We start from the raw sequence: 19,006 nt of genomic DNA, 5'->3' as shown, positions 1-19,006 counted from the left end.
ATTGACACGTATGGGAAGATTGAAATGTACCATTCAATATGATGGCATACTATTTAATGGTTACCAAATACAACCAAATAAACGGACGATTCAAGGAGAAATTGAAAAGGTGCTTAGTAAAATGCATAAAGGTCAGGATATGCGCATCGTCGGTTCAGGTAGAACAGATGCCGGAGTACATGCATTGGGACAAGTGATACATTTTGATTCTTCGCTTGAGATCCATGAAACAGGTTGGAAAAAGGCGTTAAATGCCCAATTACCGGATGATATTTATGTCTTAAGAGTGGAAAAGGTCGATTCTAACTTTCATGCAAGATTTGACGTAAAGGAAAAGGAGTATCATTATCTCGTGTTAAATCAAGAAGCACCTGATTTATTTAAAAGAAATTATATGCTCCATTTTCCTTATTCAATAGATACGGGAAAGATACAAGAAGCATGTCGATTTTTAGAAGGTACTCATGATTTTACGACGTTTTCATCTTCGAAGGCAACGGTTAAGGGTGATAAAGTAAGAACCATTTATGAAGCTTCATGTGAAAGAAAAGGGAATCAAATTGAATTTATCTTTCGTGGAAGTGGATTTTTGTATAATATGGTAAGAATACTTGTAGGTGTTTTATTAGATGTTGGTCAAGGTAAAATGAAACCTGAAGATATACCTATTCTTCTTGAAAAAAGGGATCGGACGGTCGTAGGGAAAACGATGGATGCCGGGGGACTTTATATGTGGAAAGTTACGTATAAGTAGAAGCGGTTTTTGGAGAAAAAACACCGAAGAAACTTGACAACAGACCCACATGTATTATAATATGATTTATGGCATTTTATTTCTTAAGAAACCATGATTAGCCCCGGAAACTAATTATGTTTATAATAAGAATAACAATAAATTGAACGATTAAATGAAATTTGGAGGGAAACTATCATGCGCACAACTTTCATGGCGAATGAAAACAATATTGAACGCAAATGGCTAGTTGTGGATGCTGAAGGCCAACGTCTTGGTCGTCTAGCAAGTGAAGTTGCAGCTATCCTTCGTGGAAAGAATAAACCAACTTACACTCCACATGTTGACACTGGTGATCATGTTATCATCATTAATGCAGAAAAAGTAGAATTAAGTGGAAACAAAATTAATGACAAAATGTACTATAACCACTCAGGACATCCAGGTGGATTAAGAGCGCGTAATGCAGAAGAAATGCGTTCTAAATATACAGAAGAAATGATTGAGCGTACTGTTAAAGGTATGCTTCCAAAAGGTCCATTAGGTCGTAAAATGGCTAAGAAACTTCATGTCTTCAGAGGTTCTGAGCACAACCATCAAGCACAAAAACCAGAAGTTTACGAGCTTCGTGGGTAATAAAAGGAGGTAAATGATTTGGCACAAGTACAATATTACGGAACAGGTCGTCGTAAAAAGTCAACTGCTCGTGTACGTTTAGTACCAGGAACAGGTAACATTAAAATCAATGGTCGTGATGCTAGAGACTATTTCCCATATGAAACACAACTTCTAATTCTTAACCAGCCTTTAGCTGCTACAGAAACAGAAGGAACATATGACGTATTAGTAAACGTTCATGGTGGTGGATTCACTGGTCAAGCTGGTGCTATCCGTCACGGTATCTCTCGTGCATTATTAGAAGCAGATCCTGAATATCGTTCTACTTTAAAACGTGAAGGATTCTTAACTCGTGATGCAAGAATGAAAGAACGTAAGAAATACGGTCTTAAAGGCGCACGTAGAGCTCCTCAGTTCTCAAAACGTTAATCTTTATAAAAATATTAACATATCAACGTCTACAGACTATTTCATCTATGATGAAATAGTCTGTTTTTGTTTTGGAGAAGTAAAAAACTCCAACAAAGCTCCTTTCCTCCGTACGATAAAGAAGACTTTCCAATCGATGGCTTACACTTTTGTTCTATAATCTTAATTATCTTTATTATATAGCTAGAATAGTACGCCTGAAAAAGCAATATTCTACTTGCCGCTATTAAAGGAATAAATTTGGGAAGTAGCACTAAACGTGGTGAGTTAATCGTGCTATGCTATTTATAGATTGGTTGAAGTGGGGTTATAGTATGAGTATCTTTATATTGGAAGATGATCTGATTCAAGCTCAGCATATGAAGCGAATGGTGAAAGATATTTGTGAGAAGCATAGGTTACCGTATGATTTTATTGAAGTGACCGCTAATAGCACGAAAATTATTGAAAAAATCCCTCTGACAAGTTATATACCGATATATTTTTTAGATATCGAAATTAAAAATGAAGAACGTAAAGGTTTGCAAGTCGCACAAGAGATTCGTAAATATGATACGCAGGGCATTATAGTGTTTGTAACAACGCATTCTGAATTTGCGCCAATCTCGTACCAATATATGGTGTCGGCTTTAACATTTATCGATAAAGGCCTACCTTATGAAGAACGTTATCGAATGTTTGAACAATGTTTGTTCCATTATCAAGAGCGTAATATGGGTGATGTTCCGACTGATAACTTTATTGTCAAAAATTCTAGTGCAACTGTACGTATTCCGTTTGCAACAGTAGAGTATATTATGACAGATGAGCCACATCGCTTAATATTAGTAACGACAAATCGTCTGGTTAATTTTTATGGAACCTTAAAAGAAATTGAATCAATAGATAAACGTTTACTACGCTGCCACCAATCTTATATCGTAAACACATTACAAATTTCTTCCTATGATGCCAAGCAAAAAATGATTGTTTTAAATAGCGGCAAACGCATTCCTGTGTCCCGTCGTTTAGTAAGCAAAGTACGTCAACAGTTAAAGGGTGAACTATAATGTATGTTTATGATCTCGCCGCAATTATACTTATTGGCATTAGTCATGTTTTACTATACTTTCAATTAATTCGTTATAATCGCTTGTCGTATACTATGGTGATTGCTTTAAGTATTGTATTTACCATTTTGCTTGGCATTGTTGTGACAGTGACGGGCTATCCTGAATTTAATATTATTATGTTACTACTATTCTTATTAAGTTTAGGTCTGATGAAAGACGAATTAACATTTATGCAAAATCTTTACTTTGCCTTAGTCAGTATGGTAACCATTACATTGGCGAAATTGGTGTTGATGGAACTTGGTATGAAGTTGTTTATGTGGACACCATTTAATTTGTATTTATGGACTGCTAGCATCATTCATCTTATCGTTTCAATCATTATTGTCATCAGTATTGGATTATTAAGAAAAAGGATTCAAAAAATAGCTATGTTTATTGTAGATAGCAACCTTTATTATGTAAGTTATGTGCTTCTTGCAATTGGGCTTATCGTAGGGCTGATTTTGACGATGCCTTCCACCAACCTATTGTCTATATTACATCAACGCTATGGACAAGTAATTTATATTACGGGATTTATTTTATTTTTTGTCCTACTGCTAATTGTGTTGATTGGCTCTCATTTGGCAAAAGAAAGAATGTTGGAAGAACAACAGCAACATTTAGATAAAGAGCTATTGGACTATGTGGATAAATTAGAACTGATGCATGATGAATTGGCTAGTTTTCGCCATGATTATATGAACGTATTATTAACATTAGATGAAGGAGTACGTAATCAAAGTATAACGCAAATCGAACAAGTTTATCATAATGTGATTGCCCCGACCTCAAAACTGATTAACAATCGTGAATTGGATATTGTAAAGTTGTCACGCGTTAATGTTCCCGAAGTGAAAAGCGTGTTGGGCGTGAAAGTGATTGCGGCTCAGCAACAAAATATACAAGTTATGGTAGATATACCACAGACAATTGAAGCAGTTGCGATGCCTGTTGTTGCTTTTATTCGTGCCATATCAATTTTATTAGATAATGCAATTGAAGAAGCGGTTTGTACTAAGGATAAAGTGTTGCAAGTTGCCTTCTTTGAAATGGAGGAACACCAATATTTTATTGTTCACAATAGTTGTAGTCATGCAGATATTGATATGCAACAATTATACGAGAAACGTTATTCTAGTAAAGAAGGAAATCGAGGATATGGGCTTTTTTCCTTAAAGCGTATGATTGAAAAAACAGCTAATGCAACATTGGAAACGGCTTTTAAAGCTCCGTATTTTACACAAACTTTAATCCTAAAAAAATAGTGATACCAAGCAAGTATAAACTAAAAGACCATTTATGATGAAAAATGAACCGAATATGCCAAAGTTATTTACTTTACGGAATGGCTTTAATACACTTCAATTAGGGAGTGAACTTGATGGCAGGTATTATTTTTGCTTTAGTTATTAGCGTGGGGTTACCGCTAATGGCGTTATTATATTCGTATTATAAAAAGCAATATATTCCGTTTGTATTGGGTGTACTTGCATTTGTTGTATCACAAGTTTTGATACGCATACCAATACTGCAATATTTAGGAGAGCACAGCACTACCTATTCAATGTTTAACGCCACCCAACCCGTTTTATTTGCTATAGTTATTGGTTTGTCGGCCGGTATATTTGAAGAATTTGCTCGTTTTACTGCGATGTACTTTTTTATGAAACAGCGAGATTGGCAATCTGGCTTTTGGTTCGGTTTAGGACACGGTGGTATTGAAGCAGTGTTATTTGTAGGAATTAGTGCGATAAACTTGTTATTATCACCGGCTGCTATTGCATACAGTGCAGATTTCTTTATTGGTGGTGTCGAACGTTTCTTTGCAATGTTATTACATATAGGACTTTCGATAATTGTATTACAGGGGGTCGTTCGAAAAAGATTTTATTATATTCTGCTTGCAATTATAATCCATGGTTTTACAGATGCATTGGTAGGGATTTTACCATTATATGTGCCACAGGATAGTGTGCTGATTGTTTTGGAAGTTACGATAGCCATTATTGCGTTAGCCCTTTTCAGTTATAGTATATGGACAAAAAGAAAGGGAGTGTTACAATGAAGAGAATTTTATTAACGATATTAGGTTCCATGGCAATACTTACACTTGTCGCATGTGGGGGAAACACTGTGGATGATTCAACTTCAGAAAAGTATATTTCAAAGGCTGAAGAAATCGTTTCATTATTAAACGAAATTAATTATAAAGCGATTCATGAGATGTTTGATGAACAAATGAAAACAGGATTACCAGAAGAGCAAATGGAAGAACTTACTCCTATCATCGAAAAATCTGGTGACTTTGAAAAGATCGATAAATCCTCTGTCGAGAAAAAAGATGGCTTTTATATCGTTGTTCTTGTTGCAAAATACAGTAACGAAAATCGTGTATTCACTATAACCTTTAACAATAAAGATGAAGTAGCAGGGTTATTTATTAAATAAGTAGGGAAGGCATAAGAGCATTTCGAATATAAAATTGAAACAATTATTTGTGACTAGTATTTTATTCTTTTACAAAGGTAGGTTAGTTAAGGAAAAAATAAATAACAGACAGAAAATTACTCTGTTCTGTCTGTTTCATTCTTAATATAAATAACCTTCCTTAAACACTTTAACTATTTTAGTCCTACTTATGCAAAGATAGTCCTAACTGTTAGCTGCTATTCCAATTATAATTAAAGGCATAAGAACGCTTTCTTAAAGTTGATTGGCAAATGTTACAATTATAAAAGCATAAAATTAGGATTGAAAATGAAAGCGTAACATTGTACAATTAGTTAGCAATAATTAGTTTGTTTTCCGAACAAACTAATGTATTTTGTAAGTGGTAACAATTTAGTTAGTTAATCTATAAAATTTTATGTAAACACTATCATTGCATAAGATTCACATAATAATAGGGGGCTTTAATATGTTACAACCAGAATTCGAACAGTTTGAACCTGAGAAAAGTGTGAATAATGTTCGCCCATTTGGTTTGAGAGACAAGATTGGTTATTTATTTGGCGATTTTGGTAACGATTTCTTCTTTTTATTAGCATCATCATATTTAATGGTATTCTATACAGACATCTTCCATATTAGCGCTGCAACAGTAGGTGTCTTATTTATGATTGCTCGCTTTTGGGATGCTTTTGCAGACGTGTTATGGGGGAGATTTATTGATACGAGAAAAACTACAAAACATGGAAAATTCAAACCATGGATGTTTCGAATGTCCTTTCCTTTAGTATTTACTGGCGTATTAATGTTCGTCAAAATACCGGGAATGTCTGAAGGTTTTTATCTAGCTTGGGCATTTGTGACATACATTCTATGGGGAACCTTATACTCCACAGTAAATATCCCTTATGGTTCGATGGCATCTGTAATTACTAGTGATCCTGTAGAGCGTACATCTCTTTCTACATGGAGAGGATTAGGTGCAACGTTAGCAGGATTGATTATTAACGTTGGTGGTCCATTATTATTATTTCAAAACAACCAAGCAAGTGAAAGCCGTTTCTTAATAACCGCTATTATTTTTGGAATTCTTTCCCTTTCTTGTTATATGGCGAGTGTGGCTTTAACAACAGAACGTATTACACCACCAGAACATCCAACAGAGAAAGGTAACTTTAAAAAAACGCTTAAAGGGCTTACAAAAAATAAACCGTTATTATGGATTCTTATTACTTCTTTAGTCTTCATGGTAACCGTATTGTTAATTGGAACCGTAAACGTATATTTATTTAAAGATTATTTTGGTAGTACAACTGCACTAAGTGTCATCGGATTTGTTCAAACAGCGGCAGTGTTGGTAGCCATGCCGATTATTAATCCATTAGTAAAACGTTTTGGTAAAAAAGCTGTTGGTTCTACAGGAATGCTACTAGCAGCAGCTGCATATTTACTCCTTTACATTTTACCGAATGTAAATGTAACCACTTTTATATTTTTAAGTGGGGTAGGTATGTTCGCAAGTTATGGTTTATTCAACTTAATTATTTGGGCATTCGTAACGGATGTGATTGATTACCATGAATTCCTTACAGGTTTGAGAGAAGACGGAACAGTATACTCTATATACTCCTTCGCCCGTAAAATTGGACAAGCGGTTGCTGGCGGTATCGGTGGTTTTGCCATTGCTGCTATTGGATACGATGCTACAAAAGCCGTACAAACAAAAGAAGCACTTGATGGAATGTATTTCTTAGCTACTCTAGTACCAGGTATTCTATTTGCGTTAGCATTCGTTATGTTAGCGTTCTTGTATCCGTTAAACAAAGCACGTACCAATCAATTAGTAGCTGATTTGGATGAACGTAGAAAACAAAATGCAGAATAAAAAAAGCGCCGACTTTTAAAGTTGGCGCTTTTTGATGTTCTATTATAGATTAAATAGATTCGGTAAGAACAAGGAAAGTTGTGGTATAAATGTCACAAGTAAAAGCACGATAATGACAGCTATAAAGTATGGAATTAACGTACCAATTACTTGTTCAATTCTTACATTAGCAACAGAAGCCCCAACGAATAATGCACTTCCAACAGGAGGTGTCATATTACCAATACAAAGGCCAAAACACAAAATCATTCCAAAGTGAACAGGATCCATTCCAAATGTCTGTGCAACAGGTAAAAATATTGGTGTAAAAATTAAAACAGCTGGGGTAATATCCATAAATGTACCAACAAGTAGTAAAATGAATAGCATTATCAATAAAATCCCAATTTGGTTTTCAGTAATAGATAATAAAGCATTACTAATTGCTTCAGGTAGACCTAAATAGGACATTACCAATGAAAATAATGCAGATGATGTAATTAAGAATAAAATCATACCCGTTATTTCAATGGTTTCCTTTAACATTGACGGAATGTCTCTCCATTTTAATCCCTTATATATAAGTGCTAATATCGTAGAATAAAGAACGGCTACAGCTGCTCCTTCTGTGGCGGTAAAAATACCAGCTACAATTCCACCAATTACAATAATAATTAACAATAAACTTGGAATCGCACTTAAAATGATATAAATGATATCTTTTAAATTTGGCAAAGTGGATACGGGATAGTTTTCTTTTTTTGCCATAAAATAAGCGACAACCATCACGGCTATCCCCCAAAGGATTCCCGGAATATATCCTGCCATAAACAATGCTGCAACAGAGGTACCACCACTAACTAAGGAATAGACGATTAAAACGGAGCTAGGTGGAATAATTAACCCTGTAGGTGCGGATGCGATATTAACAGCAGCTGAATATGTTTTTTTGTATCCTTGCCTTTCTTGCATGGGTCCCATGATCCGTCCCATGGCTGCGGCTGATGCGACACTAGAACCTGCAATGGAACCAAAAAGCATATTACCAACTGCATTTGTATGTGCTAAAGCACCGGGGAGTTTACCAACAAGGACCTTCGCAAAGTTTACTAGACGGAATGCAATACCTCCATTGTTCATAATAATTCCAGCTAAAACGAATAAAGGAATTGCCAACATGGTAAAGTTATCTATTCCAGTAATCATTCGTTGGGCTGAAGTCATTAAGGATACATCGAAAGGTAATACGATAAAAAACGTAATAACGGAACTTAGAACTATTGAAATGGCAATAGGAGCTCCAATGAGCAGTAATAGTATAAAACTAATAAATAGTACGGAACCAGCAATTACTGTCATTACACTCCCACCTCCTCATTTTCATTGGTCGTGTTATTCATCATGTGGTATATCGTATAGAAGATAATAAATAATCCACTTAAAGGTAAACAGAAATAAACGTACGCCATCGAAATACCCGTAGCTGCTGCTGTTTGGGCTGCAGTGAGCATGACGACTTTCATTCCACCATAGACCATTAATATTGCAGCAACTAATAGAACTAAAAGATCGGTAAACCTTTGGATCAATAGTTGCGTCTTTGGACTAAACTTTTCTCTGAAAACTAATATTGCAATATGTTTTTTCGCCCCAAAAACATAAGCAGCAGTCATAAGTCCAAACCAAATAAGTAGAAATCTTGTTAACTCCTCCGTTGCCGGTGAAGCAACATTTAAAATATACCGTGCGGTAACCTGCCAAAGTGTTAAGACTACCATTAAAATAAGTAATAAGGATGAGAGGCTAAGTAGAATCTTATCAACGAAAATTTTAACTTTATTCACTTTGAATCGCCTCCTGTATTAATTGATAAATGTCTTTTGTTTTCGGATTAGTAGAAAAGCGTTCATGCATCGGCTGAACAGCTTTGATAAATGAAGACTTGTCCACTTCGATAAATTGAACTCCCATCTTATCCTTTGCTGTCTCTGTCTGATCTTTAATAGACTTAGCCCATACATCTTCGTGATAAAGGGTAGCCTCTTCTGCTGCTTCATGTATCCATTGTTGTTCCTCTTCAGAGAATTGATTAAATCGTTTGGCATTCATAATTAACATGTCTGGTACAATTTGGTGACCAGTGTACATATAATATTTCGCTACTTCTCCGTGATTATTACCTACTAACGCAGTTTCGTTATTCTCTGCTGCATCAATAACCCCCGATTGTAAAGCGGTATAAACTTCACCATAAGCCATTGCTGTAGGTATTCCTCCGAAGTGTTCAATCATTTGAACACTAGTCTGGCTTGGTTGAACCCTAACTTTAAGACCATTCATATCTGATACATCATTTACTTCCCGCTCCTTTGTATAAAGGTTTCTTAAACCAGCATTAAAATAAGTTAACCCGATAAATCCACTATCTTCTGTTTGATAATATAGATTTCCTGTCACTTTTTTATTATTCATTACTCGTTGAAACGTTTCATACTCTTCAAACATGTAAGGTAGACTGAAAATGGAGTAGTCTGACGCAAATCCCTCTAACGCACTAGCACTAACTTTCGTTAAATCAACTGCTCCAGTTTGAGTCAACTCTATTACTTCTCTTTCGCTACCCAATTGTCCATTAGGGAAAATTTTAACTTTAATTTCCCCACCTGATTTTTCTTTAACTAATTTTCCAAATTCCAATAATGATAGATGAACAGGGTGGTCTAGAGGCAGATTATGGGCAAGCTTTAATTCAGCTGTATCTGATTGTTCTTTAGCACTTTGACAACCAACAAGAGTTAAAAGCATAACTATTAAAAGTGAAATAAATAAATACCTACGCAACTTCCTTCGTTCCTTTCAAAATGATTTAGCGTTCTCTTTCCTAACTAATACTTTTCCAGGTTTGCGTTGATTTGCAAATCTTTAGTGATCGTAATTTGTTTTTTTATTCTCCAAAGTAGCCATAAGCTGAAAAATTAATGGTATCGATTTCATAGAAGTTCTTTAAAGCAAATGCAGCGCCACCAAGAACACATGAATATTCTCCTAGTTTGGATAATCTAATTTCTCGATAACTATTCATTTTGGAATGTAGTCGCTTTGTCATTTCTGTTATTAATGAGAAATGTCCATGAATAATAGCGCCATTTAAGATTATTTTTTCAGGGTTAAAAATATTTATGATATTGTTTAATCCTATTGCCAAATAGTGCAAGTACTCATTAAGAATATCCTTGTTTTCGGGTAAGAGGATTGCATTTTCTAAGGAAGTTTTACAAGAACTAATGTTTAGAGCTTCGGCTAGTGCTCTTTCAGAAGCATAAAGTTCCCAACAACCCTTATTGCCACATGGACAAGCTAGGCCGTTTGATTCCACGACCATATGGCCAATTTCTCCAGCAAACCCTTGATATCCACGATATATCTCGTTCTCACTTATGATCCCTAGTCCAATACCGGAATAAAGTGTAATACAAAATAGATTGGCCATAGGATCTTCAAAAACCTGCTCGGCAAAGACGCTTAAGTTTGCATTATTATCTACATATACTTTTGTATGAAAAGCTTGTTCCAGTTGGCTTTTTATATCGTAATTAGACCATTCTTGTTTCGGAGTGAAAATAATCTCTTCTTTATCATTTACAATGCCATGAATTCCAACTGTAATGCCTATCAGTTTTACTGGATGATAAATGGAATTAAACTTTTCTACTAAAGGTGTTAAATGATCAATAAGATGCTTTGTTGCTTGAATCAGATCATCAAACTGTACTTCGACACTAAATTTTTCAAATGTCTTCCCATTCAAGTTCATAAACAGTACAGAAATATGATTTGCGTCTATATCAATTCCAATACTGTAACCAGCCATTCCGTTAATCTTTAAGATAATGGGTCTTCTACCACGGTTGTTTGACTTATTATCAAATTCCTCGATAACAATTTGTTCTTCAATAAAATCATTTACCTGGGAAGAAACAGTTGCTTTATTTAAACCAGTAATTCTAGCTAAGTCACTTCTAGAAAGAGACCTATTCTTAATGATTTCCTTTATGAGTATTTTCCTATTCAATTGTTTAATGTAACTAGCGTCTCCTGTTTTCACTTATGTTCATCCTTATCCTGTTTTTTTAAAAGCTAACTTATTAGAAAAGAAAGGCATAGCTTGGAGATGCCTCATTCCAGTTATGTGGACTAGGGAAGTATTTTCCATCTACTTAGGAAATCTAAAAACGTTTACATATTATAGTATATGTGATATAGTTTGTTTAGTAAACAAATAATTAAAACAAACTGTAATTTTTTTTAATAGTTTACTCTAACTCGATGAAAGATACACATGACTCTGCTTTATAAAACTTGGAATTTGCTATTATTCTAAGAGAATGGCCATAGTTGCACTTAATGCGGATAAGAAAGTTTATACATTCTTATCCGCCAAAAATGAAAGGTGGATGAAAAGTGAAAACGTTTATTAAAGATGATTTTTTACTTTATAATGATACTGCTAGAGAATTATTTCATCAGACAGCTAAAGATTTACCAATCATTGATTACCATAACCATTTAAATCAATACGAAATACTAGAGAATAAAAACTTTGATAATATTTCTGAGGTTTGGTTAGGTGGTGACCATTATAAATGGCGTGCGATGAGAGCTAATGGAATTAGTGAAGATTATATTACAGGAAACAAAAGTGATTACGAAAAATTCTTAGCATGGGCAAAGACGATTCCAAATGCTATAGGAAACCCATTATATCATTGGGCACATTTGGAATTACTTCGTTATTTTGATATTGATGAAGTATTTAATGAAGAATCTGCACCAGCGATTTGGGAGAAAGCAAATGCAAAAATAAAGACATCTGAAATGTCTGTTCGATCTTTATTAACTAATAAAAAAGTTGAATTTGTAGGTACGACAGATGACCCAGCGGATGATTTAAAAGCCCATGAAGCATTAGCAAAAGAAGATATCGGATTTACCGTTTCTCCATCGTTCCGTCCAGATACGGCATTAGGAATTGAAAAAGAAGGGTTTATTGATTGGGTTAGAAAATTGGAGCAGGCAATAGATGCTTCTATCGAAAATTATGATGCATTTTTAGATGCTCTAGCAAATCGTGTGAATTATTTTGATGAACATGGATGTAAGAGTTCCGACCACGGGATCAATGTCATGTTCTATGAAGAAGCAACGAAACAAGAAGTTGCATCTATTTTTTCTAAAAGACTAAAAGGGGAAGTTTTGACACAAAAAGAAGTAGAACAATTCAAGACATATACATTAGTTTCCCTTGGTGAGTGGTATGCAGAAAAAGGATGGGTCATGCAATTGCATATCAATCCTCTACGTAATAACAGTACAAGAATGTTTAGAAAGATTGGCCCGGATAGTGGATTTGATTCTATTGGAGATCAACTATTGGCTGACAAATTATCTAAAATGCTTGATGCAATGGACATCAACGATAAACTTCCAAAAACTGTATTATATAGCTTAAATTCTCGTGATAATTATGTATTAGCTACGATGGCTGGTAATTACCAAAGTGATGAAGTTCCAGGAAAAGTACAGTTTGGAACAGCTTGGTGGTTTAATGATACAATTGATGGAATGGAAGACCAAATGAAAGTATTGGCAAACACAGGTTTAATTAGTAATTTCATAGGAATGCTTACCGATTCTAGAAGTTTCCTTTCTTTCCCTAGACATGAGTACTTCCGTCGAATTCTTTGTAACCTGTTAGGAACATGGGTGGAAGAAGGAAAAGCTCCGAAAGATATGAAGTTATTAGAAACGTATGTAAGAAATATTTGTTATGAAAATGCAAAACGCTATTTTGGTATATAGTTTGAAATCTGAGTTTGTATAGTATATAAATAAATTAGATTAAAATTTCAATTGCAGAAAGGATAGAACTATGTCTAAACAACAAATTGGTGTTATTGGCTTAGCGGTAATGGGAAGAAACTTAGCGTTAAATATTGAAAGTAGAGGATATTCTGTAGCGGTATTTAACCGTACGTATGCAAAAACACAAGATTTTCTAGAGAATGAAGCAAAGGGTAAAAACTTTGTCGGTGCAGAAACAATAGAAGAATTTGTTAATTCCCTTGAAAAACCACGTAAAATTATGATGATGGTTCAAGCTGGGCCAGCAACAGATGCTACCATTGAATCCTTACAACCATACCTTGAAGAAGGCGATATTCTTATTGATGGTGGTAACACATTATACGAAGATACCATGCGTCGTAACCAAAAGTTAGATGAAACTGGAATTCATTTTATTGGTACTGGAGTTTCTGGTGGAGAAGAAGGTGCTCTTAATGGTCCGTCCCTAATGCCTGGTGGTCAAAAAGAAGCATACGATTTAGTTGCTCCAATTTTTGAAGCTATCTCTGCAAAAGTGGAAGGCGACCCTTGTGTAACTTATATTGGACCAAATGGTGCTGGTCACTTTGTGAAGATGGTTCACAACGGAATCGAATACGGCGATATGCAATTAATTGCAGAAGCTTATAACATTATGAAAAATGTTCTTGGAATGGATGCAAGTGAATTGCATGAGGTATTCAAAGAATGGAATAAAGGCGAATTAGATAGTTATCTAATTGAAATTACAGCAGATGTCTTTACGAAGATGGATGACGAAACAGGAAAACCTCTTGTTGAAGTAATTATGGACAAGGCTGGACAAAAAGGTACTGGTAAATGGACAAGTAAGAACGCTTTAGACCTAGGTGTTCCACTTCCATTAATTACAGAATCTGTTTTTGCACGCTTTATTTCAAGCCTTAAAGATGAACGCGTGGAAGCAAGCAAGGTGTTAAGTGGTCCAGAAGCAGTTGCATATGATGGTGACCGTAAAGAACTTATCGAAGCAATTCGTAAAGCTCTATATATGAGTAAAATTACTTCTTATGCACAAGGTTTTGCACAAATGCGTGCAGCTTCCGAAGAATATGGATGGGATCTAAAATATGGTGACATCGCAATGATTTGGCGTGGTGGATGTATCATCCGTGCTCACTTCTTACAAAAAATTAAAGAAGCGTTCGATCGTGACTCACAACTTGCTAACTTAATGTTAGATGAATATTTCAAGGAAATTGTAGAAAACTATCAATCCGCACTTCGTGAAGTAATTACAGTTGCAATGAAACACGGTATCCCAGTACCAACATTCTCAAGTGCAATTGCATATTATGATAGCTATCGTGCAGAAGATTTACCGGCAAACTTAATCCAAGCACAAAGAGATTACTTTGGTGCACATACATTTGAACGTAAAGATAAAGAAGGCGTATTTCACGCTGAGTGGTTTTAAAAGGACTCCCATAGAAGCGTAGGTAGTTCACTTACCGGGGAGAACATATTAAATTAAATAGTTTTAGACAAAACGCTTGGATTGATTTCCAGGCGTTTTTAAATTCCTGATATTTGATTTGTATCGAGTTTATGAGTACCGGAACAGAGAGGAATAATCGTCATTCGGTCACTCATCGAGCTTATGAGTGCCGGAACAGAGAGAAATAATCACTATTCAGTCACTCATCGGGCTTATGAGTGACTGAATAGAGAGAAATAATCATCATTCGGTCACTCATCGAGCTTATGAGTGCCGGAACAGAGAGGAATATTCATTATTCAGTCACTCATCGGGCTATTAAGCGATAAGTATATCCAACGAAAAATAGCATACCGACGACAAGGTGGTATGCTCTTTAACAATTAATTTAATTTTCTTCTATCAAAGGTGACCGACTTATACGAAATGGAGGTCCTTTCTTTACATATTTACTAATTCGGGGTTTTTATTATTTACGGTAGTTTGCTCTGTAGAAGGATTCGAATCTGGAATTCTCAGTATAGATATATCTAGGAAATTGCTTATTGCAAGTGCACATGCACCAATTACACTAGCTTTCATTCCTAACTGAGAAATAGTAATATCACGATAATCACTAATAGAAGACTTTAGATGACTTTTAATTTCATCTACTGTATCTGGATAAATACGTAAGATTTCACTATTTAATACGATTGTCTCTGGATTATACAAGTTAATCATATTATTAATACCTATCGATAAAAATTTAATGAATTGTTTAATGTACTCAATAGTAGTGGAATCATTTTTTGCAATTAGCTCAGCAATCTCTTTTGTAGTTAGAGATGATTGATTTAGCAATTGAGACAACTCCGTTAAAAGAACAGATTCAGAGGCATAACGTTCCCAACACCCACTGTTTCCACAGGAGCATTTTTTTCCATTAGGTGATATAATCATATGTCCCATTTCTCCTGCATAACCATTGAAGCCTCTATGAATTTGGCCGTCCATAATAATCCCTGCACCTATCCCGGAAGTAAGCATGAGAGACATTAAATTATCATTTTGCTCACTATAAACTTGCTCCGCATAAGCGGAAAGATTTGCATTATTTACGATATGAATGTCTATATCTAATTGATTTGACAGATCTGCTTTTAAATCTTTTTGTTTCCATTTCAATTTTGGTACAAAGTTTATTAATTCATCATTATTCACTGTGCCATGAATGGCAATCATAGCACCAATTAAACCATAAGGGCTATCCGAGTACTTATTCATAAAATCTTGGATATAATTTGTTATTATTTGAACAATGGAGTCGTAGTCTTTTGTCCCAGGTTCAATTCGTAAATATTCTATTTCTTTCCCTTTTAAGTTAGTAACAGCGAATTGGATACAAGGAAAATCTATATCAATTCCTAGCACATAACCTACTGAACCATTAATAGACAGCATAATGGGTCTTCTGCCAATAGAATGGTGCTCTTGTTGTGTTTCATATATAAGTTTGTCCTTTAGTAAATCTTGTACTTGGACAGAAATAGTTGCTTTATTAAGTCCTGTTATTTTGGATAATTCAGCCCTTGATATGAGGCCGTTATTCATAATCTCTTGGAGTATAAGGCTTCTATTTATTCTTTTTATATATGCACCGTCTCCTGTAACCATTTTTCATATTCCCCTTTTGATTTATTTATTGTTTAATAGTATAATTTGTCTATCAAACAAAGTATACTTGTTTTAATATAATAATAACATTTTAAAATAATTATGGAAGGGTTTTCATGCAAAAATCTATTTCGTGAATTCTTCCTAGCTAGATGTATGAATCAAATATAGTAATAAATTTCACAGATAGGGGAGATACAATGAAAATCGCCTTAATTGCCCATGACAAGAAAAAAGATGATATGGTCCGTTTTACAGAGGCCTATAAATATAGTTTAGAGAAGCATGAGTTATTTGCAACGGGTACTACTGGATCCAGAATAAACGAAGCTACAGGACTCAAGATTCATCGCTTTCAATCAGGTCCATTAGGGGGAGACCAACAAATTGGAGCCCTTGTTGCAGATAACAATATGGATATGATTATTTTCTTTCGAGATCCTTTAACAGCCCAACCGCACGAACCGGATATTTCTGCATTAATGAGATTGTGTGATGTTTACAATATCCCTCTGGCAACAAACATGGGGACGGCAGAGTTATTAATACATTCATTAGACCGTGGCGATTTAAAGTGGCGTGAAATTATTCATGAAAAATGATGAAATGGGAGCACAGGATGGTTAAAAGTGAAACCTTCTTGTGTTTTTTTATGGTTATTATCTGTAAGTGCTTTTTATAAAGCAGTCACAGTCAATTATTAGCCTAATTTAAACATTTATAGATAATGAAATTGCTTACAATAAGTGAGATAATGATAATAGTTCCGCAGGGGGTGAGAAATTCGATTGAATGAAAATTTAATTGTCAATTATCGCGTCCATGGGATTTGGGATAATGCAGATTATCATTCCCATCGAGAATATGAAATCTACCTTTTTCATTCAGGTACATGTCGGTATCTCATTCATAACCAAATTTATGATTTAGAACCGGGAGATATTTTACTGATGGACGGTTTGGCACTTCATAAACCAAATGTTCCCTCAAATAGTGAATATATACGAAGTACGGTTCACTTTTCCCCACAGTGGATTAAAGGGGTTTTAAAAGAATTAAACGGACTACATTTATTGGATGTGTTTGAAAAACTCCATCATTGTTTGATACGAACAAAGAATAATACAGAATTCAAACAATTAGAGAAAGTGATTTGTCGTTTGGAAGAAATACAACAAACAACAGACTCAAATGAAATAAATTTTCAAATCGAGTTGAAAGCGCTGTTACTGCAAATCCTAACGATTGTTCAACGTCTTGGAATATTAGATTCAGTAAACATCTCCACTGATAAGTCGGAAAAGGAAGAGCATGCAGAAAATATTGCGAAGTATATTCAAATGCATTATACGGACAAGCTATCAATCGAGTCTATTGCTGTATCACTTAATATAAGTAAATCCTATGTTTCTCATGTATTTAAAGAAATGACTGGTTTTACCGTAATGGAATATGTGATGAGCTCCCGATTAAATCAAGCGAAATATTTACTAGAAGCGGAACCGAAGAAAGCTTTAAAGGATGTTGCTATTGAAAGCGGCTTCGAAAGTGTTTCACATTTTAGTCGCTATTTTAAAAATAAAGTAGGGGTTACGGCGAAAGAGTACCGTAAAAAACGTCTAAAAATTTATAGTGAGGAGAATTAAAAGATGAGTAAAGTAAGATTAGGTATTATCGGTTTAGGCGCTCAAGGTGGAGCATATGCAGGTTTTATTGCAGAAGGTAGAGTAAAAAACATGGAAATTGGTGCAATTTGTGATATCGATCCTGCTAAAAAACAGGCAGCTGAAGAGAAATATCCTAATGTACCTTTCTATGATAACTATATTGAAATGCTAGAGAGTGGAGATGTAGATGCAGTTGTAACGACTGTTCCACATTACTTACATCCAGAAATGGGAATTGAAGCATTAAAAAGAGATATCCATGTATTAGGTGAAAAACCAGCTGGTGTCTATACAAAACAGGTTAAAGAATTAAATGAATTTGCAGCATCCAAACCTGAATTGACATTTGCTATTATGTTCAACCAAAGAACAAATGAACTATATCAAAAAGTTAAAGAAATAGTAGATAGTGGCGAAATTGGAAATATTCGTCGTACGAACTGGATTATTACAACATGGTGGAGACCACAGAGTTATTATGATCAAAGTGCATGGAGAGCAACTTGGGAAGGTGAAGGTGGTGGAGTTCTAGTTAACCAAGCACCACACCAATTGGATCTTCTTCAGTGGATCGCTGGAATGCCTAAGAAAGTATATTCTAATGTGAAATATGGTTATCAAAGAGATATTGCGGTAGAAGATGAAGTAACAACAATCCTTGATTATGGTAATGGTGCTACTGGAGTATTTGTTACTTGTACACATGACATAATCGGAACGGATCGCTTTGAAATCTTAGGGGATAATGGAAAGATCATCGTAGACGATAGTAAGAAAGTAACGATTAAACGTCTAAGAAAGTCTGAACAAGAAATGAATAAAACAATGGACATGATGGAAGTAGCTAAACTTGTCATGGGTGGCAATACAGATAAAATTTATGAAACAGAAGTCATTGAATTTGAAAGTGTTTGGGGCGCGCAACATACAGCGGTATTAGAAAACTTTGCTGCTAACATTTTAGAAGGAGAAGAGTTAATCGCTCCTGGTGCTGATGGAATTAATGGCGTAGCATTAGCGAACGCGATTCACCTTTCAAGTTGGTTAGGTAAAGAGGTAGAAATACCTGTTGATGAAGAAGTATATTTTGAAGAGCTAAATAAACGAATTAATGAAGAAAAACAAAAATAAATG

Annotated in this window: 18 protein-coding genes; 13 read left to right on the top strand and 5 right to left on the bottom strand. The window is 34.9% G+C overall.

Annotated elements, in window-relative coordinates; translation table 11 throughout:
* Position 1 precedes the first annotated feature (1 nt).
* The 8 genes from truA (at position 2) to A9178_RS16020 (ending at position 7,210) form a co-directional block, all read left to right on the top strand.
* Positions 2–754, top strand: coding sequence for a tRNA pseudouridine(38-40) synthase TruA (truA, locus tag A9178_RS16055; protein ID WP_231889872.1), 753 nt, complete (start codon positions 2–4; stop codon positions 752–754).
* A gap of 177 nt (positions 755–931) precedes the next feature.
* Positions 932–1,369 carry a 50S ribosomal protein L13 gene (rplM, locus tag A9178_RS16050; protein ID WP_068677115.1) on the top strand — a complete coding sequence of 146 codons (438 nt, stop codon included), beginning with the start codon at positions 932–934 and terminating at the stop codon, positions 1,367–1,369.
* A gap of 18 nt (positions 1,370–1,387) precedes the next feature.
* Positions 1,388–1,780 carry a 30S ribosomal protein S9 gene (rpsI, locus tag A9178_RS16045; protein ID WP_047185871.1) on the top strand — a complete coding sequence of 131 codons (393 nt, stop codon included), beginning with the start codon at positions 1,388–1,390 and terminating at the stop codon, positions 1,778–1,780.
* Between the two features lie 314 nt (positions 1,781–2,094).
* Entirely contained in the window at positions 2,095–2,829 is a 735-nt protein-coding gene (locus A9178_RS16040) for a LytR/AlgR family response regulator transcription factor (protein ID WP_068677114.1), read from the top strand.
* Entirely contained in the window at positions 2,829–4,142 is a 1,314-nt protein-coding gene (locus tag A9178_RS16035; protein ID WP_068677113.1) for a GHKL domain-containing protein, read from the top strand. The genes A9178_RS16040 and A9178_RS16035 overlap by 1 nt, the downstream gene beginning before the upstream one ends.
* Before the next feature lie 116 nt (positions 4,143–4,258).
* On the top strand, positions 4,259–4,942 hold the full coding sequence (locus A9178_RS16030; protein WP_068677112.1) for a YhfC family glutamic-type intramembrane protease: 684 nt from the start codon (positions 4,259–4,261) through the stop codon (positions 4,940–4,942).
* Positions 4,939–5,325, top strand: coding sequence for a DUF3887 domain-containing protein (locus A9178_RS16025; protein WP_068677110.1), 387 nt, complete (start codon positions 4,939–4,941; stop codon positions 5,323–5,325). The genes A9178_RS16030 and A9178_RS16025 overlap by 4 nt, the downstream gene beginning before the upstream one ends.
* A 469-nt stretch (positions 5,326–5,794) precedes the next feature.
* The gene (locus tag A9178_RS16020; RefSeq protein ID WP_068677108.1) at positions 5,795–7,210 is read left to right on the top strand and encodes an MFS transporter; all 1,416 of its coding nucleotides are present in this window, start codon (positions 5,795–5,797) and stop codon (positions 7,208–7,210) included.
* 42 nt (positions 7,211–7,252) lie between these two features.
* On the opposite strand, the gene A9178_RS16015 is transcribed toward A9178_RS16020, so the two are convergent.
* The 4 genes from A9178_RS16015 to A9178_RS16000 form a co-directional block, all read right to left on the bottom strand.
* On the bottom strand, positions 7,253–8,548 hold the full coding sequence (locus A9178_RS16015; RefSeq protein WP_068677106.1) for a TRAP transporter large permease: 1,296 nt from the start codon (positions 8,546–8,548) through the stop codon (positions 7,253–7,255).
* Positions 8,548–9,033, bottom strand: a complete 486-nt coding sequence (locus A9178_RS16010) for a TRAP transporter small permease (protein ID WP_068677104.1) — start codon at positions 9,031–9,033, stop codon at positions 8,548–8,550. Before A9178_RS16010 ends, A9178_RS16015 begins: the two co-directional genes overlap by 1 nt.
* Positions 9,026–10,030, bottom strand: coding sequence for a TRAP transporter substrate-binding protein (locus A9178_RS16005; RefSeq protein WP_231889871.1), 1,005 nt, complete (start codon positions 10,028–10,030; stop codon positions 9,026–9,028). Before A9178_RS16005 ends, A9178_RS16010 begins: the two co-directional genes overlap by 8 nt.
* A 103-nt stretch (positions 10,031–10,133) precedes the next feature.
* Positions 10,134–11,294 carry an ROK family transcriptional regulator gene (locus A9178_RS16000; protein WP_068677102.1) on the bottom strand — a complete coding sequence of 387 codons (1,161 nt, stop codon included), beginning with the start codon at positions 11,292–11,294 and terminating at the stop codon, positions 10,134–10,136.
* A gap of 356 nt (positions 11,295–11,650) precedes the next feature.
* On the opposite strand from A9178_RS16000, the gene uxaC reads away from it, so the two are divergent.
* Both uxaC and gndA read left to right on the top strand, forming a co-directional pair.
* Positions 11,651–13,048, top strand: coding sequence for a glucuronate isomerase (gene uxaC / locus A9178_RS15995; protein WP_068677096.1), 1,398 nt, complete (start codon positions 11,651–11,653; stop codon positions 13,046–13,048).
* A 70-nt stretch (positions 13,049–13,118) separates the two neighbouring features.
* On the top strand, positions 13,119–14,528 hold the full coding sequence (gene gndA / locus A9178_RS15990; RefSeq protein ID WP_068677095.1) for an NADP-dependent phosphogluconate dehydrogenase: 1,410 nt from the start codon (positions 13,119–13,121) through the stop codon (positions 14,526–14,528).
* A 462-nt stretch (positions 14,529–14,990) separates the two neighbouring features.
* On the opposite strand, the gene A9178_RS15985 is transcribed toward gndA, so the two are convergent.
* Positions 14,991–16,205 carry an ROK family transcriptional regulator gene (locus tag A9178_RS15985; protein ID WP_068677094.1) on the bottom strand — a complete coding sequence of 405 codons (1,215 nt, stop codon included), beginning with the start codon at positions 16,203–16,205 and terminating at the stop codon, positions 14,991–14,993.
* A gap of 200 nt (positions 16,206–16,405) precedes the next feature.
* Between A9178_RS15985 and mgsA the strand changes: the two genes are divergently transcribed.
* The 3 genes from mgsA (at position 16,406) to A9178_RS15970 (ending at position 19,003) form a co-directional block, all read left to right on the top strand.
* Entirely contained in the window at positions 16,406–16,807 is a 402-nt protein-coding gene (gene mgsA, locus A9178_RS15980) for a methylglyoxal synthase (protein WP_068677092.1), read from the top strand.
* A 186-nt stretch (positions 16,808–16,993) separates the two neighbouring features.
* Entirely contained in the window at positions 16,994–17,851 is an 858-nt protein-coding gene (locus A9178_RS15975; protein ID WP_068677089.1) for a helix-turn-helix transcriptional regulator, read from the top strand.
* A gap of 3 nt (positions 17,852–17,854) precedes the next feature.
* The gene (locus A9178_RS15970; protein ID WP_068677087.1) at positions 17,855–19,003 is read left to right on the top strand and encodes a Gfo/Idh/MocA family protein; all 1,149 of its coding nucleotides are present in this window, start codon (positions 17,855–17,857) and stop codon (positions 19,001–19,003) included.
* Positions 19,004–19,006: the final 3 nt, after the last annotated feature.

The organism is Oceanobacillus sp. Castelsardo (genome assembly GCF_001659985.1).
Classification (GTDB): Bacteria; Bacillota; Bacilli; order Bacillales; family Amphibacillaceae; genus Oceanobacillus.
Note: the sequence above shows the minus strand (reverse complement) of the source record. Positions and strands in the feature narration are given on the sequence as shown.

Bases quoted from the DNA above. Each gene is read 5' to 3' on its own strand.
- A9178_RS16025 (WP_068677110.1), top strand. From the start codon at position 4,939: ATGAAGAGAATTTTATTAACGATATTAGGTTCCATGGCAATACTTACA.
- A9178_RS16035 (WP_068677113.1), top strand. From the start codon at position 2,829: ATGTATGTTTATGATCTCGCCGCAATTATACTTATTGGCATTAGTCAT.
- mgsA (WP_068677092.1), top strand. From the start codon at position 16,406: ATGAAAATCGCCTTAATTGCCCATGACAAGAAAAAAGATGATATGGTC.
- A9178_RS16040 (WP_068677114.1), top strand. From the start codon at position 2,095: ATGAGTATCTTTATATTGGAAGATGATCTGATTCAAGCTCAGCATATG.
- A9178_RS16020 (WP_068677108.1), top strand. From the start codon at position 5,795: ATGTTACAACCAGAATTCGAACAGTTTGAACCTGAGAAAAGTGTGAAT.
- A9178_RS16015 (WP_068677106.1), bottom strand. From the start codon at position 8,548: ATGACAGTAATTGCTGGTTCCGTACTATTTATTAGTTTTATACTATTA.
- gndA (WP_068677095.1), top strand. From the start codon at position 13,119: ATGTCTAAACAACAAATTGGTGTTATTGGCTTAGCGGTAATGGGAAGA.
- A9178_RS15985 (WP_068677094.1), bottom strand. From the start codon at position 16,205: ATGGTTACAGGAGACGGTGCATATATAAAAAGAATAAATAGAAGCCTT.
- A9178_RS15970 (WP_068677087.1), top strand. From the start codon at position 17,855: ATGAGTAAAGTAAGATTAGGTATTATCGGTTTAGGCGCTCAAGGTGGA.
- A9178_RS16030 (WP_068677112.1), top strand. From the start codon at position 4,259: ATGGCAGGTATTATTTTTGCTTTAGTTATTAGCGTGGGGTTACCGCTA.
- rplM (WP_068677115.1), top strand. From the start codon at position 932: ATGCGCACAACTTTCATGGCGAATGAAAACAATATTGAACGCAAATGG.